Consider the following 24421-nt stretch of genomic DNA (forward strand, 5'->3'; position numbering starts at 1 on the left):
AAAGATCGCTAGTCGGTACCGGACAAGTAGATGTCCTTGGCGTCGCCGGCTCCACCTGGTTGGCCGTCAGACCCCAACGAGATGATCTCTATGTCGTGACCGCCGTCGCCTGGTCGGTACAAGTAAGGATTCCCCCAGGGGTCGGATGGCACGTCCTTCTTCAAGTAAGGGCCGCGCCACCTTGCTCCTCCCGCCGGAGCAACAAGGAGTACTTGCAGTCCCTGCTCGCGTGTCGGCAGCGAGCCGACATCCAGCCGGTACTCCTCCAATGCCTTCTCGAGAGAGTCCATCTGCGCGCGCGCGATCGTGGCCTTGGACTTGCTGACCGTATTGAAGTAACGCGGAACAACCAAGGCGGCCAGCAGGCCAATGATCACCACAACGACCATCAGCTCCAACAACGTGAATCCCTTCTGGATTCGATGGTCCGTCGCGCGGACGTGGATGCCTGCCACGCCGGCAATACCGCGGATCATTGGTCCCTCCCCCTCGCGCAAGTGATCAAGCGCTGTGTACTGTTGGCTTGAACTATACCGTGCTAATTGAGCGGCGAGACAACCTACGCGGGACGGGGCATGCGATTTTTCTTGCGCGAGCCATTCGGCAACAGCTGCAGCGCCGGCATCCACGTCATCGTTCTAAGAGACAGATCGATGTGCATGACAACAACATGCTGCCTAAGTGATTTTCTTACGGAATGGGTTCCCGACGCTTGCGGCTTGTCCGTCCCAGCAGGAGCAGTTCTGTGCGGTCCCTGCCAGCGCGCCGTCCGAGTAGAGCGGGCGGATTTCGAGGGGGCTGACTGTAAGCGGCGTGCGAATGTTTCGGATGGGCGCCCTTTCCTGTGGCCGCGCGGTTGGGAGAAGCGGAGTGCTGAGTGGCGCTTCGTTTGGGTGATTGCCTTCTCGCCTCGGTAAGGTTTAGAGTGTTTGCAGAGGGAAGGATGCTCGAGGTCGGCCTGTCGCTCGGTGACGCGTGCCGCCCTCGAGCCATCTATCAAAGAGAAGAAATGAAAAAAGACATCAACAAAGACGCGCGCCAGCGCGCTTGCGGCGGCCAGCGTCGAGCCTCAGCTCCGAGGTCAAGCAGGCTAGCTGGCGTCGACTAGACCCACTCCATCCGTCGCTATACCTGTCGCTCGGGTGCGCATGCGCACTTGGCGGAGCCTTGTCCGGTTGTTCAAAGCCGGGGATGAGTGTAGGGCCGATGGACATGCGACCTTTCGGAAAGCGCGCGACGACTAGCGCGCCGCTCCGGAGGCTGTGTGACCTGCCAAGGGCGCACCCTGCGATCGAGAGTGCTGGGGCCGACGAACCCCGGTGGCCGAACCGGCGAGCGTAATCGTGGATTCAATAGGGAGATTGAAGTGCAATTCCTGAGACGGGGCGCAGTGGCGCTGGTGCTTTTATGGACAGTGCTGCTCGGGCGACCGGCACTAGCCTTCAACCCAGGCGGTCCCGCCCCGGAGCCGATCTGCACGGTCAATGCGAGAAGCGAGTGCTACGCCCCGAAGACCTTCACGGGGGCGGCGACAGCAGCGCCGGAATTCTGCACGCAGTACGCCGAGGGCCACATGAACAACAACGGTTATGGCGGCTCTGTTGGGTGTGGCTCTGTTGGCTCGACTGTTCTCGCCTGTGAATTGCAGAATCCCGCGGTGCAGCCTGCTTCGGCAGGAGTCCCCGCAGCAGCGGTGGGGGTGAACCTCAGCGCACGGGACACGACTCCCTGGAACTTTGGATCGGGCCCCGTGTACTTCACGTGGGGAGGTGGCTACGTAGGCCCGACGTGCCAGTGTGCCGGAGGCTCTGTGATCACCCAGGACGCGCACTGCGCATGCCCGGACGGCCAAGCGTGGGACAGCGCGAGCAATCAATGCATGACGATGGTCGACACGGTGCGCACCAAGCTGATGCCGCCATTTTGCTTGGCCTGCGCATTGAGCGAGCTGGATCTCTTCAAGCTGTTTTCCGTCGGTGATCCGATCTACCCGCTGACCGGTGCGATGAAGCACCGCGTGTCTACCGGCATCAACTTGGCGGGACTTTCGCTGAGCCTGACTTATGACTCGACCGACAAGATGGCTGCCAGCCAAGTAGACACGAGCACGACACTGAGTCTTCCCAGCGCGTTTGGCGCGCTGTGGCAGGCCAACGTCTTTCACAGACTGAAGGTGAGCAACGGCCAGCGCAGCGCGCTCGTGTCGCTGGGCGACGGGTACCTGCGCAACTTCAGTGGCAACGGTGCCGGTACTTTCACGTCGAGCGACGGCAACCCGAACAAGCTGGTGGTGATCTCGGGCGGCTACCGCTACACCGACGTCGACATGGGCGTGATCGAGACCTTCGATTCGAGCGGGAATATCACCTCACTGGCGAGGATCGACGGAACGCTGCTGACTTTCTCCTACTCGGGCGGCAACCTGGTGAGTGTGCTTGACGCCAATGGCCGCACGGTGAGTTTCCTGTACGACGGCAGCAACCGGGTCAGCCAGATCGTAGGGCCGGATGGCTCGGGGACAACCGTCGCCTACGATGCCGCAGGCAACCTGAAGTCGCTGACGTGGGCGGACGGCAAGGTGGCGACCTTCATGTATGAGAACACCGGCCTGCCTTGGGCGCTTACCGGCATCCTCGATGAGAATTCGAACCGGGCGGCGACCTTCACGTATGACCCGCAGGGCCGGGCGCTGAGCACAGAGCGCGCAGGCGGGGTCGATCACTACGAAGTTCAATACACGGGTTTGCCGCATCGGCTGATCACCGAGACGGCGGATCTGCCCAACCACATTCTGTATCGGGTGCATGAGTGGTACGTTCCCGAGTCTCCCGTGGTCATAGCGCAGCCCAATGGAGAGCAGAGCACATGGCAAGGCGCATCGGTGCAAGGCGTCCCCATGACACTGACACAATACCAGTCGGCGGGTTCCGGCAGCCCCGCGGCCACAAAGAGCATCACGCCCGATGCGAACGGCAACGTCGGCATCCGCGACGACTACCAGGGCAATCGCACGTGCTATGCCTACGACGCCTTGCGCCGGGAAACCTTGCGCATTGAAGGCCTGGACAAGACGGTTGATTGCGCGGCGCTGAGCGCTGGCGGAGCGTTGCCCACCGGAGCACGCAAGATCGCCACGACCTGGCATCCGAACTGGCGGTTGCAGGCGACGAGCACGCAGCCGCTGAAGAAGACGACCTACGTCTACAACGGCCAGGCTGACCCGTTCAATGGCGGCGCCGTGGCGAGCTGCACCACTGCAGCGGCAATGCCCGACGGAACGGCCCTGCCGCTGCTTTGCAAGCAAGTGGAGCAGGCGCTGCTTGCCAACGGCAGTGCGGACACCAGCGTAACCGCAAGCTCCAACAGCTTCGCCTACGACGCCGGTGGGCACGTCACGAGCAGCGTTGACCCACGGGGGAAGACCACAACGATGACGTACTACGCGACGACTGCGTACACGCGTAGTGGATCCGCGATTGATGACCCCTATCTAGACAGCGTCTCGCTGCTGCTGCATGGCGACGGTAGAAACGGCGGCGTCAGTCCGATTGATTCATCGGCATCCCAGAAGTCCTTCACCTCGAATTCCGGGGCGCAGTCCAGTACGGCCCAGTCGAAGTTCGGAGGCACTTCTCTCTACTTCAACGGGTCGGGCGCCTACTTTTCAGCCCCCAATTCGCCGGATTTCCGGTTTGGAACCGGAGACTTCACAGTCGAGTTCCAGATGTATCTTCCGATTGCTTGGACTTCGCAGTCTGGTAGTTCTGGCGTGGTGGGGCAGAGACAAAGCGATGGCACCGCAGGTTGGGTGATCTATCGCAATACCACGACGCCTTCGAGGATTAGCGCCCGTTTGGGTGCGGGTGCCGCTGACTTGGTTTCGCTCACCACCCCAGCGACTGGGGTTTGGCAGCACTGGGCTCTCACACGGCGCTCAGGTGTGTGCACGTGGTGGGTCGACGGCGTTCAGGACGCCTCTGCCAGTTGCACCGCAAACTTAAACGACACCTCAGGAGGCTTCTGGATCGGAAGAGCACAGACTTGGGGCGGCGTCCTGAACGGCTACATCGATGAACTGCGGATTACGAGCGGTGTAGCGCGGTATACGACAAACTTCACTCCGCCTGCTGCACCGTTCCCGGACGCGGTGACGCTCGATCCCAGTTCGATCGGGAACAGGGTGGGAGATGTGAAGTCGGTGGCCGACGCGCTCGGGCACGTGACGCAGATCTCGCTGCACGATCAAGTCGGCCGAGTGCGCCAGAGCATCGATCCCAAGGGGGTGGTGACTGACATCACGTATACGCCACGCGGATTGGTCAAAACTTTCACTTCGACGCCGCCTGGCGGTCCCGGCCGGGTGATGACGTATACGTACGATGGCGTGGGGCAGTTGACCCAAGTTGACCAGCCCGACGGAACGCACTTGTCGTTCACGTATGACGGCGCCGGCCGCATGACCGGTGCAAGCGATGCGCGCGGCAACTCCGTGACGTACACGCTGGACGCTTCGGGCAACCGGGTGTCCGAGGAGGTGAAGGACTCCAGCGGCGTTTTGCGCCGCGCGATCGGCCGCTCCTTCGATGGGCTGAATCGGCTGCAGCAGGTCACGGGCTCCCAGCAATAGGATCGGCATGACAAACAGAACTGAAATGGGGTGCGCCCAGTTGCCTTGGAGCATTCCGGCGTTGCGCTCGCGCGCTCGGTGGTCGTTGGTTGGCGTCCTGGCGATGGGACTGCTGGGTCTTGCGCAGCCCGCATTGGCGGATGGTGCTACCGGGGGCTCGCTGACCATGTCTTCGATTTCCCTGAGCGTCTCGCAAGGCACGACCACCCTGGGGCAGAACCTGACCTTGTTCGCCAGGGTCTCGGGGGCATCGTCCACTGCGCCGGGCACGGTCACATTCACCGATGGCAGCGTCAGCATCGGCACGGCCGTGCCTTTCAGTGGGGCTGCCACGCTGAGCGTGACGAACCTCTCGGTCGGCACCCATAGCCTGGCTGCGAGCTACGGCGGCGACGCCGGCGCCGCTGGATCGACGACGCCGCAGTCCGCGACGGTGACGGTGGTGGCGCGCGCCGGCTATGTCTGGCAATACGGCTATGACGCCATGGGTCGGCCCAACACCGTGGTGGATCCCAACGCGAACGCAACCTATATCTACCGTGACAGCCTGGGGCGGCCGATCCAGACCCAGCAGCCCGCCAACACGGGATCGAGCACGCCGACGGTCACGCAGTTCGGCTATGACCCGATGGGCTCGCTCACCAGCGTGGCCGACCCGCGCAACCTGGCCACCACCTACACGCGCAACGGCCTGGGCGACGCCAAGGCGCTGAGCAGCCCGGACAGCGGCAACTCACAGTACGCCTTCGATGCCAAGGGCAACGTGGTGAGCAGCACGGACGCGCGCGGCAAGACGACGACCCTGGCCTACGACGCGCTCGACCGGCTGGTGTCCATCAGCTACCCGACGGGCACTGGCACCACCTTCGAATACGACGGCGGTGCCAGCCCCACGCCCGCGGAGGCCGGTGAGCTGACCAAGATGACCGATGCCTCGGGCCAGACGACCTATGCGCATGATGCCATGGGGCGCTTGACCAGCAAGACGGTGACGATCGGCTCCCGGACCTTCACGGTGGGCTACGCCTGGGGCGACAGCGGCAGCGCGCTGGACAAGCTCACGGCCATCACCTACCCGAGCGGCGCGCGGGTGAACTACAGCTACGACCCGTACGGCAGCGTCGCCGGCATCACGGTCAATCCGCCCAATACCAACGGCGCAGGGACCAGCGCGACGAGCGTCACCTTGCTGAGCGGGATCGCCTACAACGCCGACAGCCAGGTCACCAGCTGGCAGTGGTCGGACGGCAAGGCCCGCACGATCGGCTACGACGCCAACGGCATGGTCTCCAGCTACACGCTGGGCGACCCGCTGGGGACCGGGACGGCCGCGGGCGTGCTGCGCACCCTGACGCGCGATGCTGCCGGACGAATCACCGGCTACTCGCACACCAACAACGGCAACCCGGTCACCAACCTGGACCAGAGCTTCGGCTACGACAACCTGAACCGGCTGACATCGCAAACGCTGGGCGCGATCTCCACCGTCTACAGCTACGACGACAACGGCAACCGCACGAGCAAGACCATCGGCGGCACGAGCTACACGAACACCATCGCGGCCAGCAGCAACCGCCTGACGCAGGCCAGCGATGTGACGGGTACGGCCAGCATCGCCCATGACGCCGCGGGCAATGTCACGAGCGATGGCACCAACAGCTTCGCCTACAGCGACCGCGGCCGGATGGTCACGGCCAGCAACGCCGGCGGCACGGTGACCTACGCGTACAACGGGCTGGAGCTGCGGGCGAGCAAGGCGGGCCCGACGGCGCTGGTGCCCACGGGGGCGGCGTACTACGTGTTTGATGAAGCGGGGCAGCTGCTGGGCGAGTATGACGCCAGCGGCACTCCTCTTTACGAGACCGCCTACTTGGGTACGAGCCCAGTAGGAGTGCTGAAGCAATCGGGATCGGCGGCCACCAACGACGTCGCGATGACGGTGTACAACGCCTACGCCGACCAGATCGACACGGTGCGGCTGATCACCAGGCAAGACCACGCGATCGTCTGGCGATGGGATGCGGCCGAAGCCTTTGGTGCCACGGCGCCGGACCAGAATCCGAGCAGCCTGGGCGTTTTCGTGTTCAATCAGCGCTTCCCCGGGCAGGTGTTTGACCAGGAAACGGGCCTGGCCCAGAATTGGAATCGAGAGTACAACGCCAAGTGGGGGCGCTATGCGCAAAGCGATCCGATCGGGCTCGGCGGCGGCATCAACACCTTTGCCTATGTCGAGGGAGATCCTCTTCGCCGCATGGATCCGAGAGGCGAAGCGGGATTGATCGGTGCGGCGGGGGGCGTCGCCGTAACGGTCTACGGCCTTTCCACCATGTTCAGCAAACAACGGTCTTGCGAGCAGATGTGTGATCTCACACATGGCGACGATGTAAAGGCCTGCGGCGATCCTGAAAGGCAGGATGTGTTGGATGCCCAGAAGAACCAGCGAGTGCTGGCATGTAAAGCTAGCTGCGCGATGGGCTCGGTGATGTCCAGACTGCTCCCGGGGAAGCTGAAATGAAGGCACTTTCAGCAGTTCTTCTCTGGATTGCCGCAGTCGGGACCGTTCTCGTGCTGGGTGACGACGTGCTTGCGCTATACAAGACAATTGAGTTTCGAGGGGCGATACCTTCGGGGCGTGAGTTTGCACTAATCATGGGCATATACACCGCGGTCGCTCTATCGGCGGGGCTGATACTTCTCGCGCTCATGGCACGAAGGGGGCGGACTGCTCGTGCGCGGGCAGCGGTGCTCTTGTGCCTTCTACTTTCTGCAGTACTTGCGGCAGGCGTTCTGATTTTGAATGGAGTAGAGCTAACGGAGTGGCCGAATCGTGCGCTCGAGGGACGAAACGCTTCGGCGGCCTGGTGCCTGCTTGTGTCCGTGATCTACTTGGCTGCTATCAGGCGCTCACGGAAATAGCTTCAGCTATGTTCACGGCGCACCCACAGCGCTTATCGACCCCACTGGGCTTGCGACGCCGTCCGACATGGCTATCGCGATGACCGTGATCAAAAACTTCGCACCCGAGCTTTACCCAGTTGCGCCCACTTCGATCACACCGGTTCGCGACCTATCGAACTGGATGGGCGGGTCCCTTCAGGGCTATACAGACCTGAGCAACAACATCCAAATCAACGCCAACCTCTACGGCGATTGCAAGACGCCTGTGGATCCGTTTCTCACATCAGAGTTCTTGCAGACCGTGGCTCACGAATGGCTGCATGTTCAGCAGAGCACCTTCGAGAAGGCTCTAACCCACGGACCCTTGCATTCGCAGATAGACAGCAACGCGGAGATCATTGCGGCGAACGTCCTCAAAGAATTTCAGCGCAGGCGCAAGGCCACTCCGCAGGACAGCTGCACGTGTCCTTCGCGATGAGGAGAGCGTCAATGAAAGCCGTTGGATTGTGATCTTGGGTTTGGGCGTCGCCGTGGTGTTGCTTGGAATCGCGTGGGCATTGCTCCGCAGCGATAGCGTGCCCGACGCGAAGGCCTCCTTCATGACAATGACTCAGACGCTGTCACCTGCACGCGCTGCCGCGGACAAATGCTGGAGGGAAAGACGCCTTGGGTTGAAGGAGTGCGAAGCGCTGAAAGGCCTTTTGTCGACAGCGTCGTCGTCCAATGTGGTCTACGGGGTCACGGACGAAGGCGCGTTGACGGGGGTCGACAGATCCAATGAGGTGACTGTCGTCCTAACGCCGCGGGTTGAAGGAAATGAATTGTCGTGGCGATGCGCCGGGAGCCCACCGGAGGCCGTTGCGAAACTCTGCGAGGGACACGCCGCCGCAAGCCGGTGACCCCTGTCCAGTAATGCCGGGAACACACAAGGGCCGCTGATGCGGCCCTCCGTTTGTCCGGGGTGAGACATCGGGGTGGGTGGTCAGCCCCAGCACGCCCTGTCCTCCCAAAAGCACAACGGCTGTCGCGGCCCGGGTGGGCGCGCTCGCGCCGGCACTTGCTCCTGAATATCCCCGAAGCGGACCTGAAGCGGCTGAAAGAAGAAGTCAGCGTGCAGCGCCTGGTGGAGGCCACCAACAAGCTGGTGGGGTATCTCGCCGCCGTGAGCCGAAAGCTCGATCGGCCGCTGGCTGTGGTGATCCAGAGCAGCAGCGCCGCGGGCAAGTCGAGCCTGATGGACGCCGTGCTGGCATTCGTGCCCGAGGAGGAGCGCGTGCAGTACAGCGCGATGACGGGCCAGTCCCTGTTCTACATGGGCCAGACGAACCTGAAGCACAAGATCCTGGCGATCGCCGAGGAGGAGGGCGCGCACCGCGCCGCCTATGCCCTGAAGCTGCTGCAGTCGGAAGGGGAACTGACCATCGCCTCCACCGGCACCGACCCCAGCACCGGCAACCTGGTCACTCAGGAATACCGCGTGGAGGGCCCCATGAGCCTGTTCATGACGACCACGGCGATCGACATCGACGAGGAGCTGATGAACCGCTGCCTGGTCCTCTCGGTGAACGAGGACCGCGAGCAGACCCGGGCGATCCACCGCCTGCAGCGGGAGCGCCGCACGCTGGCGGGCCTGACCAAGAAGCACGAGCGCCATTGCCTCCAACGGGCAGGGCTCACGACCGACGCTGATACTCCGCGGGTGGTGAGGACTTGCAGAGCCGCCATCTGAGCAGGACAGCCCCCGTCAGTTCTGGCGCAGGCGCATTTTGATCCGCAGTTCCCACCGATCGGCGTCGCGTTCACGGGATCGGCGTTCAACCAGGCCGCGTGCAGCGTTCTACCTGAAACGTTCTGTGTAAACCCAGTCAGGGAGCGGCCTGCAGCCGCGTTTGGTGGGTTCGCGTCCCGGAAATCAGCTCGAACACTGAGTCCGCCTTCGAACCCACTTGAAAACCCACCAGTGACCCGGCCAGACGACTCGATATTCCTGCCGCGAAGGGTTGCTGCGTCGGGAAAAAATCGTTTCAGATCAACGACTTAAAAAGGGTGTGGGACGGCTTGGGACTATTCTAAATTTTGCACCTGCTCGCGCATCTGCTCGATCAACACCTTCATGTCGACCGAGATCCGGGTCAGCTCCAGCGCCGCGCTCTTGGAGCCCAGCGTGTTGGCTTCCCGGTGCAGTTCCTGGATCAGGAAATCCAGCCGCTTGCCGATCTCGCCGCCCTTCCTGATCATGCGTTCGATCTCGTCCAGGTGGGCGGCCAGGCGGGTCAGTTCCTCCTGGACGTCGATGCGGATGGCGAAGGAGGTGGCCTCGGTCAGGGCCCGGTCCTGGGCCGCTTCCGGCGTGGCCGCGCCCTCGGTGAGGGCCATGGCTTCCTTCCAGCGCTCCAGGAAGCGCTGGCGCTGCTGCTCCACCAGCTGCGGCACCAGGGGCTGGGCCTGCTTGGCCAGGGCCCGCAGCTGCTCGAGGTGGCCCAGGAGCATGGTGGCCAGGCGGGCGCCTTCGCGCTCGCGGGCGGCCAGCAGGTCGTCCAGGGCCTGCTTGGCCAGGTTCTGCACGGGCTCGGTCCAGTCGGCGGCTTCGCCGCCTTCCGAGGACGCCAGGCGCAGGATCTCGGCCACCGTGAGCGGGCCGGCCTCCGGCATCCAGCTGCGCACGGTGTCCTGCAAAGCGGAAAGCCGCTGCAAGGTGCGCACCGAGGGGTCGCGCAAGGCTTCGGCCGCGGTGCCTTCGACGGCGGCCCGCACTTCGACCTTGCCCCGCTTGACACGGGCCGTGATCAATTCACGGAGGGCGGGTTCATGGGCCCGCAGTTCCTCGCCCAGGCGGAACGCCAGGTCCAGGAAGCGGCTGTTGACGGACCGGATTTCCAGCCCGAGGCGGCTCGCGGGTGTTGCGGGCTTGCCGCTTTCGGGCGCCACCGGCGCCTGGCCCGGGCTGTATTGCGCCGAGGCGTATCCGGTCATGCTGTAAACTGGCACGGAGGAGTTCTTTGCTGTTCGTTGCGAGGAAGTGAGAACAGGCCGTCGGCAGGCCCGCAGAATCTTCAAATTATGTCAAAGGTCAAACCCGCCCCCCTGCCGCCCGACACCGTCATCGGCGGCTACCGGGTGGTGCGCAAGCTCTCCGCCGGGGGTTTCGGGGTGGTTTACCTGGCCGTCGACAACGAAGGGCAGCAGGTTGCCATCAAGGAATACCTGCCTTCCTCCCTGGCCACCCGCCCCCCGGGTGAGCTGCTCCCCCAGGTCGCGCCGGAGAAATTGTCGCTCTACCGCCTGGGCCTGAAAAGCTTCTTCGAAGAAGGCCGCTCGCTCGCCCAGATCTCGCACAGCTCCGTGGTGAGCGTGCTCAACTTCTTTCGCGAGAACGAGACCGTCTACATGGTGATGAACTACCTGGAGGGCGCGACCCTGCAGGATTTCGTCATCACGGCCCGCGAGCTGAAGAAGCAGAAAGTGTTCCGCGAGTCGACCATCCGCTCGCTGTTCGACGAGATCCTGCGCGGCTTGCGCATCGTGCACCAGCACAAGATGTTGCACCTGGACATCAAGCCGGCCAACATCTTCATCACGGACGACAACCGTGCGGTGATGATCGACTTTGGCGCGGCGCGTGAAGTGCTGTCCAAGGAAGGCAACTTCATCCGCCCGATGTACACCCCCGGTTTTGCCGCTCCCGAGATGTACCGCCGCGACTCCAGCATGGGCCCGTGGACGGACATCTACGCCATTGGCGCCTGCATCTACGCCTGCATGCAGGGCTACCCGCCCAACGACGCGCCCCAGCGCCTGGAAAAGGACCGGCTGGCGCTGGCCCTGTCCCGGCTGCGCGGCGTCTACTCCGACAACCTGATCGAGGTGGTCGAGTGGTGCATGTCGCTGGACCCGCTGTCGCGCCCCCAGTCGGTGTTCGCGCTCCAGAAGGAGCTGAGCCGCGAGGGGGAGCGCCGCTACACGAAGTTGTCGGTCGGTGAGAAGATGCGGCTCCAGTTCGACAACATGGTCACGGACACCAAGAAAAGCATGAAGCGTGCAACGGGCTTCGGCGGCGGGGTGAAGGCAAGATGAAATTCTCGGTCTTCCAGGTCAGCCGCAAGGGCGGCCGCGAAAAGAACGAAGACCGCATGGGCTACTGCTACACGCGCGAGTCGGGCCTGTTCCTGCTCGCCGATGGCATGGGCGGCCACCCCGAAGGGGAGATCGCCGCCCAGCTGGCCCTGCAGACCATCTCCGCGCTGTACCAGAAGGAAGCGCGGCCGGTCGTGAAGGACGTGACGGAGTTCCTCTCCATCGCGCTCATGGCCGCGCACCACCAGATCATCCGCTACGCCAGCGAAAAAGGCATGCTGGACACGCCCCGCACCACGCTGGTGGCGGCGGTCGTGCAAGGCCAGCACGCCACCTGGGTGCACTGCGGCGATTCGCGGCTGTACGTCGTGCGCGCCGGCGAGATGCTGACGCGCACGCGCGACCACTCGTACCTGGAACAGCAGAACGCCGGCGTGATCCGCATGGACCGGATCAACCGCAACATCCTGTTCACCTGCCTCGGTTCGCCGACCAAGCCGGTGTTCGACGTCACCGGCCCGGTGCAGATGCAGCAGGGCGACAAGATCCTGCTGTGCTCCGACGGCCTGTGGAGCAGCCTGACCGATGCCGACATCGTCCGCGAACTGAGCGCCAAGCCGGTGTCCGAAGCGGTGCCCGACCTCGTGGAAGGCGCGCTGCGCAACGGCGGTGAGCATTCGGACAACGTCACCGTGATCGCGATGGAGTGGGAAACGCCGGATTCCTTCGAATCCACCCGCGGCATCAGCACCGATTCCATCAGCGACGGCGTCTTCGCCTCGACCATCCAGGCCGGCGTGCTGGACACGCTGGTGGACGACCTCGACGACGCCGCGATCGAAAGGTCGATCGCGGAGATCAACGAGGCGATCAAGCGCTCGGCGGCGAAGAAGGCCTGACCTTTCCCGGGCGCGCCCTTTGGCGCGCGCCGATAATCCGCGGATGTCTTCCTTCATCCGTCCCGCCGGCCGCGCCGCCGACCAGTTGCGCCCCGTGAAGATCACGCGCGGCTTCACCATCCATGCCGAGGGCTCCGTGCTCATCGAGTTCGGCAACACGCGCGTCCTCTGCACGGCTTCGGTGGAAGAGAAAGTGCCGCCGCACAAGCGCGGCAGCGGCGAAGGCTGGGTCACGGCGGAATACGGCATGCTGCCGCGCGCCACCCACACGCGCGGCGACCGGGAAGCCGCACGCGGCAAGCAGAGCGGCCGCACGCAGGAAATCCAGCGCCTGATCGGCCGGTCGCTGCGCGCCGTGTTCGACCTCAAGAAGCTCGGCGAGCGCACCATCACGCTGGACTGCGACGTGCTGCAGGCCGACGGCGGCACCCGCACTGCCGCCATCACCGGCGCTTTCGTCGCCGCGCAGGACGCCGTCGGCAAGCTGATCGCCGCCGGCAAGCTCGCGGAATCGCCCGTGCTGGGCCACGTGGCCGCCATTTCGGTGGGCATTGTCGAAGCCACGCCGCTGCTGGACCTGGAATACGTCGAGGACGTCGCCTGCGACACCGACATGAACGTCGTGATGACCGGCGCCGGCCACTACGTGGAAGTGCAGGGCACGGCCGAAGGCGCGGCCTTCACCCGCGCCGAGATGGACGAACTGCTGCGCCTGGCCGAGAAGGGCATTGGCGAGCTCGTCGAACTGCAGAAGAAGGCGCTGGCCTCGTGATCGATCGCATCGTCCTTGCCTCCAACAACCAGGGCAAGCTTGCGGAGCTGCAGGCCATGTTCGCGCCACTGGGCGTGACGCTGGTGCGCCAGGGCGAACTGGGCGTGCCCGAAGCCGAGGAGCCGCACCAGACCTTCGTCGAGAACGCGCTGGCCAAGGCGCGCAACGCAGCGCAGCACAGCGGCCTGCCGGCCATCGCCGACGACGCCGGCCTGTGCGTCGATGCCTTCGGCGGCCTGCCGGGCGTGGACACCGCGTACTACGCGACGAAGTTCGGCTACGCCAAGGGCGACGACAACAACGTCACCGCGCTGCTGGAGCAGATGAAGGACGTCACCAATCGGCGTGCCGCTCTGGTGAGCACGCTGGTGGCCGTGCGCGCGCCCTTCGACCCCGAGCCGTTGATCGCGGTGGGCCGCGCGCCCGGCGAGATCACGCGCGAACGCCGTGGCAGCCACGGCTTCGGCTTCGACCCGGTGATGTTCATCGCCGCCTTCGGCAAGACCTTCGCCGAACTGCCGCCGGAAGTGAAGAACGCCAACAGCCACCGCGGCCAGGCCGCGAAGCAGATGGTGCAGCTCATTCGCGAAAGATGGCTGTGAGCACCGACATCCAGGCGTACATGCGACCGGGCACCTTGCAGCTGCCCGCGCTGCCGCCCTTGTCGCTGTACGTGCACCTGCCCTGGTGCCTGAAGAAGTGCCCGTACTGCGACTTCAACTCCCATGAGATGCAGCCGGCCGCGATGCCGGAACAGCGTTATCTCGACGCCCTGGTGGCCGACCTCGAAGCCTCGCTGCCCCTCATCTGGGGCCGCGAAGTGCACAGCATCTTCCTGGGCGGCGGCACGCCCAGCCTGTTCTCGCCGGACGGCATCGGCCGCCTGCTGTCGGACATCCGCGCCCGGCTGAAGCTGGTGCCCGATTGCGAGATCACGCTGGAAGCCAACCCGGGCACCTTCGAGAAGGAGCGCTTCAAGGCCTTCCGCCAGGCCGGCGTGACGCGCCTGTCGGTGGGCGTGCAGAGCTTCAACGACGCCCACCTGAAGGCGCTGGGCCGCGTCCACAACAGCGGCCAGGCGATCGCGGCGGTGGAGGAGGCGGCCACCGCCTTCGAGACCTTCAACATCGACCTGATGTACGCGCTGCCCGGGCAGACGCTGGCGCAGCTGGAGACGGACGTGACGCAGGCGCTGGCGCTGATGCCCTCGCACCTGTCGATCTACCACCTGACGATCGAGCCGAACACCTTTTTCGCCAAGTTCCCGCCGGTGATTCCGCCGGAGGACACGGCTTACGCGATGCTCGATCGCATCACCGAGATGACCACCGGCGCCGGCCTGGAGCGCTACGAAGTGTCGGCCTATGCGCGGGCGGGGCATCGCTGCTGGCACAACTTCAACTACTGGCAGTTCGGCGACTACCTGGGTATAGGCGCGGGCGCGCACGGCAAGATCAGCTTCCCGCACCGCGTGATGCGGCAGATCCGCTACCGCGAGCCCAAGCTGTACATGGACAACGCGCTGGCCGGCAAGGCCATCGCCCAGGAAGAAGAAGTGGCGCGGGGCGACCTGCCATTCGAGTACATGCTGAACGCGCTGCGCTTGCGCGAAGGCTTCCTGCTGCAGGACTTCCGCGACCGCACCGGCCTGCCCCTGAGCGCCATCGAAGCGCCCTTGAAGGAAGCTGAAGCCAAGGGCCTCGTCACGCGCGATTTCGCGCGCGTGCGGCCGACCGAGAAAGGCTTCGATTTCCTGAGCGATTTGCAGGAGCTGTTCCTCGCCTGACGGGCTTTGCCCCCTCCCCCTCTGGGAGAGGGCTGGGGTGAGGGCACCCTGACCGACGCGAAACACCGCCGCACAGGACCGCCATCCCGCCGCAGTAGCCGCGTTTAACCCTCCCTGGCGCCCAGCGCCGTATACGGGAAGCGGCCAGCCTGGCCGCCTACCAAGGAGGAGAGATGCAGTTCCAGGCCCGCCGGCCCGCGCCGGCCTATCAGTCCTTTGTTCGTGCGGCCCGCGCGGCCTCGTGTGTCCTGGCCCTGGCCTGGCTCGCCGCCTGCGGCGGCGGCGGTGGAGGTGGCGGAAGCGGCGACGACGGCGGCGTCCTGCAGGTCGGCTTCAACTACACGGGCAACGCCCTGCTGTTCCGGCAGTCCACCATCCAGCCTTCCATCACCGGCCTGGGCGGCCACGCGCCGCACTGCACGCTGCAGGCCGGCACGATCCCCGCGGGCATGCGCCTGAACGGCGACTGCACGATCTCCGGCTCGCCGACGCAGGCGGGCAGCTTCCCGATCACCGTGCACCTCAGCGCGGACGGCGTGTCGAACACGCTGGACTTCAACGGCGCGGTATTGGTGCTCGGGCCACCCGTCGACTACATGATGCCGTCGACGCTGACGGCCGGGGCCGACGTCAATATCCCCACCTTGAACAGCTTCTGGACGGCGGGGCCGGCCGACACGGTGCAGTATTCCTTTGTCGGCACGCAGCCTCCGGGGCTCGCCATCGATGCCACGAGCGGACGCATCACCGGCATGGCGACGACCGCGGGCGACTACCAGTTCAAGGTGCAGGTCGTGGTCAGCAACGGCGGCAACACGTCCACGCAGGTGCAGGCTTACCCCGACGCGGTGTCGGTGAGCATGCCCACGTTCCTCTACCGCAACACCCAGGCGTGGGCGGGCATGCCATTCAGCAGTGCGCCGGACCTGCCTCTGATCGGCGGCAACTACAACTTCTCGGCGGCCGCATTGCCGGCGGGGCTGTCCATCGATGCGGCGACCGGCGCCATCACCGGCACGGCGACCACGCCGTCGAACTCCACGGCCTATCCGATCCAGGTGACGACCAGCGGCGGCGGCGGCAGCTTCACGACGACGATCCAGCCCACGCTGGTGGTGGAGTCGCCGGTGTACATCAACTACTCGTGCGTGGATGGCCGCATCGGCGTGCCGTATTCGTGCCTGCCGACCATCTACAACAACTACACCCACAACTACGGCGGGACGCTGGCGCTGGGGTACGCGTATGCGCTGGATCCGGCCTCGTCGCTGCAAGCGGGCATCACGGTCGACCCGGCGACGGGCGAGTTGACCGGCACCACGGCGACTGCGATGTCCCAGAACTTCACGGTGGACGTGACGGTGACGCTGAACGGCGTGAGCTTCGTCGTGCCGGCGCTGGGGTCGGTGTCGTTCCGGTAAACCCGGTCATCCGGTTCGCTGGATCTCGTAGGCTGGGTTCGCGCAAGCGACCCCAGCTTTCCACACGTCCCCGCCACCCGGCCTACAATCCCCCGCCTGGGGAAGCGTGGGAGAGTGGTTTAATCCAGCGGTCTTGAAAACCGCCGGGGTGGCGACACCCCCGTGAGTTCGAATCTCACCGCTTCCGCCAGGAAGCCAGGTCTGTGGCGGGTTGCGGCGGTTGAATCAGTCGACACCCATCAATACATCCATCACGCGCTGGCTGGTAGTCGGTCAACGAAGCTTCATGCGTCTCCGAGCGTAAAGCCGACTCCTATACAACCGGTTGTGCCATGCCTACAATCCCGGGGCTCCGGGTTGACAAAAAAGTAAGGCGAAGTCCCGATGACGACGAATGTGTATGACGGCAATGTAGGACTCATGACGACAGACTCCCGGTGGTCTGCGGCCTATGGTAACTACCTGATCTACGTGGATGACGCCCGCTTCGAGAAGATTGAACGCTACAACGACGCAGTCTTCATGTTCGCTGGTGACGGTCACGCCGTCCAGAAGTGGAAGAGCTGGATTCGGTCGAACCCAGCCGACGACTCGAACATGCCGAGCTGCGACAAGATGTGCGTGTGCATTGCCAGGGTATCGGACAAGCAAGTCCTGTTCAAGGAGCGTCAGGACATCGTGCAGGATGGCGCGTTTTTTGCGGGCTCGGGTTCCCGGTACGCCTATGTTTGCTGGAACGACAACCGCTGCGCCAAGCGGGCTGTGGAAACGGCGAAGCAGTTCGACTTTTCGTCTGGCGGCGATGTGAAGTTTTTCGAGTTCGACAGCGGCAAGCACAACCTGTTTAGCCCGGCTGTCGAGGTCACGGTAGATGACGTGCTCAAGGCGCTTAATGATAGGGGAATGGTCATGGAAATCGCGGTCAACGGTACGAGCAAGCCGCCTTTCAAGTTGAAGGAAGCGGCGGCGAATGATCCGGAGCTGAAGGAAGTTCAAGCGAAAATCGCCAATGGCGAGATTTCGCCGACGGCGCCGTGCGACGGGATGTACTCTGAGTGGACCCCTGCACAAACCAGCAAGCTGAAGTCCGTTCTCGGCGAAGTTTTCGGCTGGAAAAAGTAGCCCCCTTCGCGGAGCTCCCAGAAAAGGCCCGCTTCGGCGGGTTTTTGTTTGGGCCGCGTCCCGGCAGTGGGGTGCTTCGGGTCCGGTGAAAACATTCGTCGCAATCGCGGTTTCCGGCCGCGCCCGCGCACCCAAGCGAGGCACGCGCTGAAGCCGCTGGGCCGTAGCCGCTTCTGGCATTGGCTGTCCGCATGGGCCTGAGCAGGTCAAGCCGCCGTCGGTGTGAACGGCGTCACAGAATCGCTTCGGCGAATGCCCGGCGAGAATGATCCCCCTTCTGGCACTTGCAGCCGGTGCAGTCTTCAGGCCCGCCCGTGTGTGCGGGCCGGCTTTCTGCTGGTTGCGAGGGGGCTGAAGATTCAGTCGAACATCACGGCTCCGCGAGCATCCGGGCCAAGCCACCGAGTGACATCGTTACGAGACGCTGGCACAGTCCGGCGAGCGGGCACTGCAGCCGCGCGGAGGAGGGCAGGGGACATGGCGGGATCAGTTGCCTATAGCCTCGGCCGGGCATTTGGTCGGTTGGGGTTGCTAGCGCGCATCTTCGTTGTTGCCGGTTGCGTCGCTGGTCTGGCTTTCTGCATGGCAGGCCCGTTTGTGGGCGAGAAGCCGCCTCCGGGGCCTCCAGTGGTTGCCGCGGCCCAGGGTGCCGAGCCTCCATCGTCTCCCCGAGACCGACAGAGAGGTGCCGCCGCCGCGGTGGCAAAAGCGCTCAAGGCGAGTATGAAGAATCCCGACTCCTTCCAGCTGGAAGACGCGTTGTTCATGCCGGACGGCAGTGCCTGCTATACGTACCGCGCTAGAAACTCCTTCAACGCTATTGACAGAGGCGCCGCGGTGTTCGATGGGACGAAGCTCGTGACGTCCGACGAAAAGCGGATCTTTAAGCCAATATGGAAGAAGCTCTGCGAAGGAAAGTCCGGCGAGGATATTTCCGCGTACGTTCGTATGTTCGTCCTCTAGAACGCTCTGAGGAAAAAGGCAGGCCCGCCGCGACGGCGAGCCTGAAGACTGCACCGGCCTGCAAGTGCCGGCCCGAACATTCTGCGCGGGCGGCGTAGACGCGAGCTGTGACGTAGATCACCTCCCGCTGGACGGGAACGGCATCCGCGGCCCGGCACAGGAGCCCGGGATGGTCAGCAATCGCTCGTGTCGGAAACCCGCTGGACGCCCAGAATGCCCTCAGCCAGTTCCAGCATGTCCATCAGATCGTGATCGTCGATGACGTGGATGTCCGCGTCGGTTGCTTGTGCGGGCTCGACTCCCTGCGGGATGAGCAGGCAGCCATTGCGCTGCTGCAGCACACCTGTCGGACTTCCGCGATGCACCGCATCAGCAGTTCGCGTTCCTGGGGGAGGAGCTTGAGCAGATCCATGGGGGCCAGCATACCCCCAGGCCGGCTGGTGCAATCCACCCGTACCAAGGCGCGGACTAGCCGCCCTGCGCCACCATGGCACGCAGAATCTCCTCTGCGCGTCGCAGCGTTGGAGTGACCAGCCAGGCCTGCCGTCGCTCCTCGTGCCGTTCGATCTCTATGCCGCCATACAGGCGCACGCCGTCGTTCTCCCGCTCCAACTGCGCTCGGGCTAGCCGTGGCAGGAGGTCCATGTCCACAGCAGGATCGCTCAGGAGGCGGGCGTGCCAGTGCGGGTGCGTGTAGTCGTCCATGAGCAAGAGGGAGCCACTGAGGTGATCGGCGCGCAGGAGTTCTGCCGCAGGGATGCGCTGGCCAGCCCGATACAGGACGACCACGGCGCATTGCCGCGCTGCCAGCGCGCGTGCTTCTTGATCGCGCATAGAGCCTGGCGCCCAGGCACCGGTCTGCCGGTACCAACCGGAGCCGTGCTCGAATGAGGGCGGGATGATGGACTTGTGCATACTGGTCGAATATCCAGTATTCTGCATCCATCGTTGCGCCGAGCGTCCCGTTCATCCGGGGAGTAGCAAAAGCGCGCTTGGACGGGCCCCCTCAATCCAGCCACTTTGCCATGTGTTCCCACCCGGACACTGCTAGGGCTGCAAGCGAAATGACTAGAGCCCAGCCAGCCCAGCGCGCCGCGCGGTGCGCCGCGATCGCCGCGCTCTCTGCCGCATCGGCTGAACGTTCCGACGCTTCCGTGGAGCGTTTGGCGAGCTCCTGCTGGGCGAGGATATTCCGTTGCTCGCTTGCGCGGACGGCGATCTCCAGCCAAGCAATCGCCAAGCGGCGACTGCTTGTGTCATGTGCCTGAAATCGTTCCGCCTGGTTTGCAATCAGCTCGCGAACTGCGGCCTCGCCGCCATGCTCCTTGGCCCATTGCGCGACGGCTTCTACGCTCGGAAAGGCGACAAGGCCGACACTTGTCTGGCCTGATGCAATTTGCTCCATAGACTATGCGTTGAGCAGTCCCTCGATCTTCTGCACCGTTTCATCTGCGTAGGCGCGAAGTCGAGTGGAGCTTCTGTGCATCAAGGCGGCATAAGCCGCTTCGTCGATCTTGATCCCAAGCTCACTCCGTGCCGCAGCAGCCACGGTCGCGATCCTGGGTTGAATCGCTGCGACCATTTCGAGCGCTTGCTTGTAGGTCGAGACAATGAGAACTCTCTTTTTTGCAGGGTCCGCTTCGCTAACCAACATTGACCGCAAGATTGCCATTTGCATCACTGCGCGCGAGAGTTCCTCATTCGTCACGTCGGTGGCTTCAAGAAGTTTGGGCGAAGCCAGGATATGGAGTTTCGCCATGAACCGGGATGACTCTCTCCATGACGTCATGAGCGCTTGCTGATCGCTTCGCTCGTCAGACAGAGCCATGACCACCCAGACCCCTCCGAAGAGGTGTTCAGCGACCCCCATGTAGATGTCTCGCCGCATCGAGAGCAACCTCTCGGTCTCCTTCTGCTTCCTATCGTGGCGCAACTGACGGCCGGTGTTCAGGTACGTGACCACGTTATTCAGCACAACTCCGCCCACCGCGATGATGGCGCCGACCACGGCACCTTTCACCGTATCAGGTTGCGCGGCGAACCAGTCGAACATGATGTTCATCTCGCTGGCGGCAATCGGCATCAGTCCTGCACCTGGGCAGCCTCGATGATGTGCTGGAAGATGTCGCCTCGACTTGACGTGACCACAACGTGGCCAGAGGTAGAAGGATGGACAGCAAACTCCACGATGGAACCAGGATTCCGCAGAAGCTTTCCGTCTTTTCGCTTGAAGGTGAAGTCCAATTGGGCGCCGCACCGCACAGCCTGCGCCTTCTCGTCCACGGAGAGGGTATGGAAACTCTGAGCCGCGATGCTGGTCGCAGCATCAATGTCGGCCCGCGATAGGCCTCCGTCTCCCTTCGCCATCAGAGCAAGCTGATCCTTCAGAATTCCAGTGGCCAGCCTTTTGAAAATGTCCTGCGTATTTTCGGACCAACACTGAGATCGCAGCGCCTCGATCTCCTTCGCTTGGATAATCGAAGGCGCTACCAGCGCACCTCCAACGATCGCTGCCGCGCAGATGCCCGTGATGAAAACGCCGGTTCCGTTCATGTGCCCTCTCCGTCCTTTGTCCCTAATGCTAGGCGCATGGCAAACCCGATCCCTCCTCCCAAAGGACTAAAACGAAGTTCTATGGGGAGTCCTAGGCGGCGAACTCCTTCAGGCCGCGCCTCAGAGCTTCCGCCAACTGCTGGTTGATCATCGTGGGGTTGATCGACTGCAGCTCGTGCGCCGCGCCGGATCCAGGATCGTCGTGTCGCACGCGGGTGATGCGCTGGACCTTCGAAACGGCAACGTCGCCGGCAAGGCGGAACATGCAGTCCGGGCCGGACACGTTCTCCGGGTTGCACGAAAACCGCATCGCTATGGCGGGGTTGCCGCTCTCGTCCGGCTGCATGTCGACGACTGCCTGCAGCCCTTCTTCTTGGAGCTCCGCCACGAAGCGCTCGAAGATGGGCCTAGCGATGCCCGCCACTTCCGCGAAGGAACTGGCGAACTTGCGCTGCGCCTCCTGCTTCTGCAGTTCTCCGAGCCTCTTCGCTTCGGCCGCGGCCAAAACTGCTGCGCGGTGTTCCTGAATTACCTTCTTGAACGTCGATATCTTCATCTCTCCTTCGGAAAATTGATCACGCCAGTCGGCTGACCAGCGACATGACCCTTTTCGCTTCGGCATCGAGGGGCGACAAGGGGGAGGCAGCGGGAGCCGGCGCCGCAGCTTGAGGAACTGCAGCCGGAGCAGGTATTGCCGACACAGAGGGTGCTGCGGGGGGCGTGGCCCTCGCGGCCGGGGCCGCCATAGGTTGCACGAGCGGGTTCTTGTCCCATGGGGCCATCCAGCGATAGGGACGCCCCCAGTCGACGCGCCCGAGACCCATCAGGTGCGCGAGCACGTGCGCCATCGTCATCAGGTCCATCGCCTCATTGCGCACCGTGGGGCTGGTCTTGTCCCAGCTTCCATTGGGCAGCCGGTGTTCCGCGACCAGCTGCTCGAACCAGACATGCGGTGCCTCCGCCGAGCGCAGCGCGTGCGGGAAGTGCACGTGCCAAGGGCCCGCGTCCGCGGCCTGCAGCTGCCCGGCGAGGTCGTCCTTGAACAGGTTGGGGTTGAACATGCCCACGGGGACGTTTCCGCCGCCTGCGCGCAGATTCGCAGCGCGCCCAGTGTCTGGATAACTCACGGTCAGCCGCGGGGCCATGAGCCTGTTATTCCCCTTCAGCGGAATGATGGTCCAGGCGTCGCGGCCGCTAATCTGCCCGATCCTCCGCACGTGGCCGGCCTTGCGCCAGCGCAGCCACGCCGCATAGGCCTGCTGCGTCACGCCCGGCAGGCCACCTGAGTCGTAGCCTGCGGCGAGCACGCGCATCGCGCGGCCGCTGCCGTCCGCGAGCGGATAGGCCCTCAGAAAGACCCGCTGAAGCAGCGTGTCCCAGTCCTGCGAGGAGGTGGCTGGGTCGCCCTCGATCTTGCCGTGTTCGATCACCCAGCTTTCGCCCATCACGCCCCAGCCGCGCACCAGGTACTCGAAGTGCGCCGCCTGGACGTCCGCAACCGCGGTCAGGAACCGCGCGCCGTCAGGCACGACGCCGGTCTTCAGGTCCGGATCCGCGCGGTCTGCAAGGTCGTTGGCGCTGACGGAGCCGAGCCCCTTCGCATGCGCGTACGGCACTCCCCACTGCTTCACCATCACCTGTCGCAGCGACTCGTCCTCGCCGGACACCTCCATCTCGCGTTGCGCTTTCGCCCGGGCGCGTGCCAAACCGCCAATGCCACCCATCACGAACAGCGACATCGCACCGACGATCCAGAAGCCGGCGGTGCGCTTGCGCGCGAGCTTGCCCACTACCTTTCCCTGCTGGTCGATCTCCTGGCCAAGGCCGATCCAGCGGCCGGCGCGGTTCATCGCCTTGCGGTGGTGGTCCTCGATCAGGCACCCGTTCACTGGGCACAGCAGGCGGGCCTTCTCCTCGATCTCATCGAGCGTGCCGGCCTCGGGGTAGTCGATCGCCATGTGCCGCGGTGCGATCGGCGCCGGGCTGGACCATGCCCCGCAGCACGGGCACGGCCAGTACCACAAGCGCTGGTCGCTGTCGCCGAAGATGGCCATGATCCCGGCGGTCCAGTCGCGGGCAGGGTTGAGGCCGCGGGCTTGGTCCGGGTGGCTGATTGCCAGCAGCTTCGATTGCCGCCCGAAGGTCTGGCGGCGCACGTCCAACAGCGCCTTGATGTCGCCGAGCGACTGCGGGTAAGCGTCGATTTCGTCGGCGACGATGCGCGGCGCCGACTTGTTGATCAGGTTGTTCGGCGACGCCGACAGCAGCTCAAGCCGCATGCCCTGGAACTGCTTGAAGTGCAGGCTGTCGTCCACAGGACGGCGCCCAAGGCGTTCCGCCATCGGCGGGTGCCCGTCGATCATTGGGTTGATCCGCGCCTTGCAGAAGGCCTCCAAGCTCTGATCCGACTGCATGAACCAGAGCATGTCCGCCGGATCCGTCGATACCGACTTGAGCAGCCAGTTCTGGGCGATCTCCGTCTTGCCGCTCTGGCCCGGGCCGACGATGGCCAGGGTGAGGTGATCCAGGCTGGTGAGCGTCTCCATGGGCTCGACCAGGTAGGGCGCCATGTCGTCCGTCCAGCGGCCCACGTACCCCCCGCCCTGGTTCGAGAGATACCGGTTTTCCCGGGCGTACTCGGCCACCGACTGGCGAGGCGGAGGCAGCAGGATGTCCAGGGTGCCGAGGGCGATCTCGGCGGCGCTGGCGTAGGAGGGCTCAGCGATCACTGCAGAAGCCCCTTCAGGTCCGCGACCACGTTCCGGCGGAGGTCGTCTACCAGCGCCTGCAGCACCGGCCGGGCCTCCTCCGGCAGCTCCAGGCGGCGCAGCGCCGCGTCTGGTAGCCCGTCCAAGCCCTTCCCGAGGTGGGCCAGCATGGTGCCCACCACCAGGCGCATTTCCTCGGCGTCGATCAAGGCGCGCCGGGACTGCTCCAGCTTGTCCTCCAGCAGCCGGGCCTGGGCCAACTTGTGGCGCTGGGAGGCCGTCAGCTCGCCGTGGTGCTGCACGCCAGGCGCCGCCACCCTGCGGCCCTCAGTGGGTGCCGTGGCGCGTCCAGCCAGCTGGGGGCGGCCCGACGGCTCCGCACGCGCCCCGTCCTGCGTCTCGCCGAGGTATGCAAGCACCGCCGCGAGGTTGAACTCCCAGCCGCCCGCGCGCGAGCCGCGCTGCTGCACCGGGAACTGCGCGTCCTGCTGCAGGCGGCGGTCCAGCCGCGGCCGCGTCCATCCGAGCGCCTCCGCGAGCTCCGCCTTCCCAACGGCTCCGCGCTGCTGCTCGATCGCTACCGTCATCGCGCTCCCGG

General features: G+C 64.5%; 22 protein-coding genes and 1 tRNA gene. 13 read left to right on the plus strand and 10 right to left on the minus strand.

Going from position 1 to position 24421, the window contains the following annotated elements; genetic code table 11:
- Window positions 1-8: 8 nt before the first annotated feature.
- Complete coding sequence (gspG, locus tag HHL11_RS06970) at window positions 9-476, minus strand: type II secretion system major pseudopilin GspG (protein ID WP_169417687.1); 468 nt, start codon at window positions 474-476, stop codon at window positions 9-11.
- 1403 nt (window positions 477-1879) lie between these two features.
- Here gspG and HHL11_RS06975 point away from each other — a divergent pair.
- The 4 genes from HHL11_RS06975 to HHL11_RS06990 all read left to right on the plus strand — a co-directional run bounded on the left by HHL11_RS06975 (window position 1880) and on the right by HHL11_RS06990 (window position 9254).
- Window positions 1880-4627 (plus strand): LamG-like jellyroll fold domain-containing protein, encoded by a 2748-nt coding sequence (locus HHL11_RS06975; RefSeq protein ID WP_169417688.1) that lies wholly within the window; start codon window positions 1880-1882, stop codon window positions 4625-4627.
- A gap of 7 nt (window positions 4628-4634) precedes the next feature.
- Window positions 4635-7142, plus strand: coding sequence for an RHS repeat-associated core domain-containing protein (locus HHL11_RS06980; protein WP_169417689.1), 2508 nt, complete (start codon window positions 4635-4637; stop codon window positions 7140-7142).
- A 480-nt stretch (window positions 7143-7622) separates the two neighbouring features.
- Window positions 7623-8003: a hypothetical protein gene (locus HHL11_RS06985; RefSeq protein WP_169417690.1), complete on the plus strand. Its 381-nt coding sequence runs from the start codon at window positions 7623-7625 to the stop codon at window positions 8001-8003.
- A 579-nt stretch (window positions 8004-8582) separates the two neighbouring features.
- The gene (locus HHL11_RS06990; protein WP_240980022.1) at window positions 8583-9254 is read left to right on the plus strand and encodes a hypothetical protein; all 672 of its coding nucleotides are present in this window, start codon (window positions 8583-8585) and stop codon (window positions 9252-9254) included.
- Between the two features lie 335 nt (window positions 9255-9589).
- Here HHL11_RS06990 and HHL11_RS06995 read toward each other — a convergent pair whose 3' ends face one another.
- Window positions 9590-10498: a YicC/YloC family endoribonuclease gene (locus HHL11_RS06995; protein ID WP_169417691.1), complete on the minus strand. Its 909-nt coding sequence runs from the start codon at window positions 10496-10498 to the stop codon at window positions 9590-9592.
- A gap of 87 nt (window positions 10499-10585) precedes the next feature.
- Here HHL11_RS06995 and HHL11_RS07000 point away from each other — a divergent pair, with 87 nt between their 5' ends.
- The 9 genes from HHL11_RS07000 (at window position 10586) to HHL11_RS07040 (ending at window position 18562) form a co-directional block, all read left to right on the plus strand.
- Window positions 10586-11599: a serine/threonine protein kinase gene (locus HHL11_RS07000; RefSeq protein WP_169417692.1), complete on the plus strand. Its 1014-nt coding sequence runs from the start codon at window positions 10586-10588 to the stop codon at window positions 11597-11599.
- On the plus strand, window positions 11596-12498 hold the full coding sequence (locus HHL11_RS07005; RefSeq protein WP_169417693.1) for a PP2C family protein-serine/threonine phosphatase: 903 nt from the start codon (window positions 11596-11598) through the stop codon (window positions 12496-12498). The genes HHL11_RS07000 and HHL11_RS07005 overlap by 4 nt, the downstream gene beginning before the upstream one ends.
- Before the next feature lie 43 nt (window positions 12499-12541).
- A complete protein-coding gene (gene rph / locus HHL11_RS07010; RefSeq protein ID WP_169417694.1) occupies window positions 12542-13270 on the plus strand; it encodes a ribonuclease PH in 729 nt (242 codons plus the stop codon).
- Window positions 13267-13872, plus strand: a complete 606-nt coding sequence (rdgB, locus tag HHL11_RS07015) for an RdgB/HAM1 family non-canonical purine NTP pyrophosphatase (RefSeq protein WP_169417695.1) — start codon at window positions 13267-13269, stop codon at window positions 13870-13872. Before rph ends, rdgB begins: the two co-directional genes overlap by 4 nt.
- Window positions 13863-15056, plus strand: a complete 1194-nt coding sequence (hemW, locus tag HHL11_RS07020; RefSeq protein ID WP_169417696.1) for a radical SAM family heme chaperone HemW — start codon at window positions 13863-13865, stop codon at window positions 15054-15056. The genes rdgB and hemW overlap by 10 nt, the downstream gene beginning before the upstream one ends.
- Window positions 15057-15229: 173 nt before the next feature.
- Window positions 15230-16477, plus strand: a complete 1248-nt coding sequence (locus HHL11_RS07025) for a putative Ig domain-containing protein (protein ID WP_169417697.1) — start codon at window positions 15230-15232, stop codon at window positions 16475-16477.
- Between the two features lie 100 nt (window positions 16478-16577).
- Window positions 16578-16667: transfer RNA gene (locus HHL11_RS07030), tRNA-Ser, on the plus strand.
- Window positions 16668-16861: 194 nt separating this feature from the next.
- Window positions 16862-17599: a hypothetical protein gene (locus HHL11_RS07035; RefSeq protein WP_169417698.1), complete on the plus strand. Its 738-nt coding sequence runs from the start codon at window positions 16862-16864 to the stop codon at window positions 17597-17599.
- Between the two features lie 477 nt (window positions 17600-18076).
- A complete protein-coding gene (locus HHL11_RS07040; protein WP_169417699.1) occupies window positions 18077-18562 on the plus strand; it encodes a hypothetical protein in 486 nt (161 codons plus the stop codon).
- Between the two features lie 173 nt (window positions 18563-18735).
- On the opposite strand, the gene HHL11_RS07045 is transcribed toward HHL11_RS07040, so the two are convergent.
- From HHL11_RS07045 to HHL11_RS07080, 8 genes are all read right to left on the minus strand, one after another.
- A complete protein-coding gene (locus HHL11_RS07045) occupies window positions 18736-18903 on the minus strand; it encodes a hypothetical protein (protein WP_169417700.1) in 168 nt (55 codons plus the stop codon).
- Between the two features lie 127 nt (window positions 18904-19030).
- Window positions 19031-19477, minus strand: coding sequence for a hypothetical protein (locus HHL11_RS07050; RefSeq protein WP_169417701.1), 447 nt, complete (start codon window positions 19475-19477; stop codon window positions 19031-19033).
- Between the two features lie 91 nt (window positions 19478-19568).
- Window positions 19569-19967, minus strand: a complete 399-nt coding sequence (locus HHL11_RS07055; RefSeq protein WP_169417702.1) for a hypothetical protein — start codon at window positions 19965-19967, stop codon at window positions 19569-19571.
- Between the two features lie 3 nt (window positions 19968-19970).
- Window positions 19971-20645 carry a hypothetical protein gene (locus HHL11_RS07060; protein WP_169417703.1) on the minus strand — a complete coding sequence of 225 codons (675 nt, stop codon included), beginning with the start codon at window positions 20643-20645 and terminating at the stop codon, window positions 19971-19973.
- Window positions 20645-21115 carry a hypothetical protein gene (locus HHL11_RS07065; protein ID WP_169417704.1) on the minus strand — a complete coding sequence of 157 codons (471 nt, stop codon included), beginning with the start codon at window positions 21113-21115 and terminating at the stop codon, window positions 20645-20647. The genes HHL11_RS07060 and HHL11_RS07065 overlap by 1 nt, the downstream gene beginning before the upstream one ends.
- Before the next feature lie 91 nt (window positions 21116-21206).
- Entirely contained in the window at window positions 21207-21671 is a 465-nt protein-coding gene (locus tag HHL11_RS07070) for a hypothetical protein (RefSeq protein ID WP_169417705.1), read from the minus strand.
- A gap of 19 nt (window positions 21672-21690) precedes the next feature.
- Window positions 21691-23844, minus strand: coding sequence for a terminase gpA endonuclease subunit (locus tag HHL11_RS07075; RefSeq protein ID WP_342593186.1), 2154 nt, complete (start codon window positions 23842-23844; stop codon window positions 21691-21693).
- Window positions 23841-24410, minus strand: coding sequence for a hypothetical protein (locus HHL11_RS07080; RefSeq protein ID WP_169417706.1), 570 nt, complete (start codon window positions 24408-24410; stop codon window positions 23841-23843). The genes HHL11_RS07075 and HHL11_RS07080 overlap by 4 nt, the downstream gene beginning before the upstream one ends.
- Between the last annotated feature and the right edge of the window lie 11 nt (window positions 24411-24421).

The organism is Ramlibacter agri (assembly GCF_012927085.1).
In the GTDB taxonomy this organism is placed as follows: domain Bacteria; phylum Pseudomonadota; class Gammaproteobacteria; order Burkholderiales; family Burkholderiaceae_C; genus Ramlibacter; species Ramlibacter agri.

Excerpts from the sequence above, each read along its gene's own strand:
- gspG (WP_169417687.1), bottom strand. The coding sequence starts at position 476 with ATGATCCGCGGTATTGCCGGCGTGGCAGGCATCCACGTCCGCGCGACG.
- HHL11_RS06975 (WP_169417688.1), top strand. The coding sequence starts at position 1,880 with ATGACGATGGTCGACACGGTGCGCACCAAGCTGATGCCGCCATTTTGC.
- HHL11_RS06980 (WP_169417689.1), top strand. The coding sequence starts at position 4,635 with ATGACAAACAGAACTGAAATGGGGTGCGCCCAGTTGCCTTGGAGCATT.
- HHL11_RS06985 (WP_169417690.1), top strand. The coding sequence starts at position 7,623 with ATGACCGTGATCAAAAACTTCGCACCCGAGCTTTACCCAGTTGCGCCC.
- HHL11_RS06995 (WP_169417691.1), bottom strand. The coding sequence starts at position 10,498 with ATGACCGGATACGCCTCGGCGCAATACAGCCCGGGCCAGGCGCCGGTG.
- HHL11_RS07000 (WP_169417692.1), top strand. The coding sequence starts at position 10,586 with ATGTCAAAGGTCAAACCCGCCCCCCTGCCGCCCGACACCGTCATCGGC.
- HHL11_RS07005 (WP_169417693.1), top strand. The coding sequence starts at position 11,596 with ATGAAATTCTCGGTCTTCCAGGTCAGCCGCAAGGGCGGCCGCGAAAAG.
- rph (WP_169417694.1), top strand. The coding sequence starts at position 12,542 with ATGTCTTCCTTCATCCGTCCCGCCGGCCGCGCCGCCGACCAGTTGCGC.
- hemW (WP_169417696.1), top strand. The coding sequence starts at position 13,863 with ATGGCTGTGAGCACCGACATCCAGGCGTACATGCGACCGGGCACCTTG.
- HHL11_RS07025 (WP_169417697.1), top strand. The coding sequence starts at position 15,230 with ATGCAGTTCCAGGCCCGCCGGCCCGCGCCGGCCTATCAGTCCTTTGTT.
- HHL11_RS07035 (WP_169417698.1), top strand. The coding sequence starts at position 16,862 with ATGACGACGAATGTGTATGACGGCAATGTAGGACTCATGACGACAGAC.
- HHL11_RS07040 (WP_169417699.1), top strand. The coding sequence starts at position 18,077 with ATGGCGGGATCAGTTGCCTATAGCCTCGGCCGGGCATTTGGTCGGTTG.
- HHL11_RS07050 (WP_169417701.1), bottom strand. The coding sequence starts at position 19,477 with ATGCACAAGTCCATCATCCCGCCCTCATTCGAGCACGGCTCCGGTTGG.
- HHL11_RS07055 (WP_169417702.1), bottom strand. The coding sequence starts at position 19,967 with ATGGAGCAAATTGCATCAGGCCAGACAAGTGTCGGCCTTGTCGCCTTT.
- HHL11_RS07060 (WP_169417703.1), bottom strand. The coding sequence starts at position 20,645 with ATGCCGATTGCCGCCAGCGAGATGAACATCATGTTCGACTGGTTCGCC.
- HHL11_RS07065 (WP_169417704.1), bottom strand. The coding sequence starts at position 21,115 with ATGAACGGAACCGGCGTTTTCATCACGGGCATCTGCGCGGCAGCGATC.
- HHL11_RS07070 (WP_169417705.1), bottom strand. The coding sequence starts at position 21,671 with ATGAAGATATCGACGTTCAAGAAGGTAATTCAGGAACACCGCGCAGCA.
- HHL11_RS07080 (WP_169417706.1), bottom strand. The coding sequence starts at position 24,410 with ATGACGGTAGCGATCGAGCAGCAGCGCGGAGCCGTTGGGAAGGCGGAG.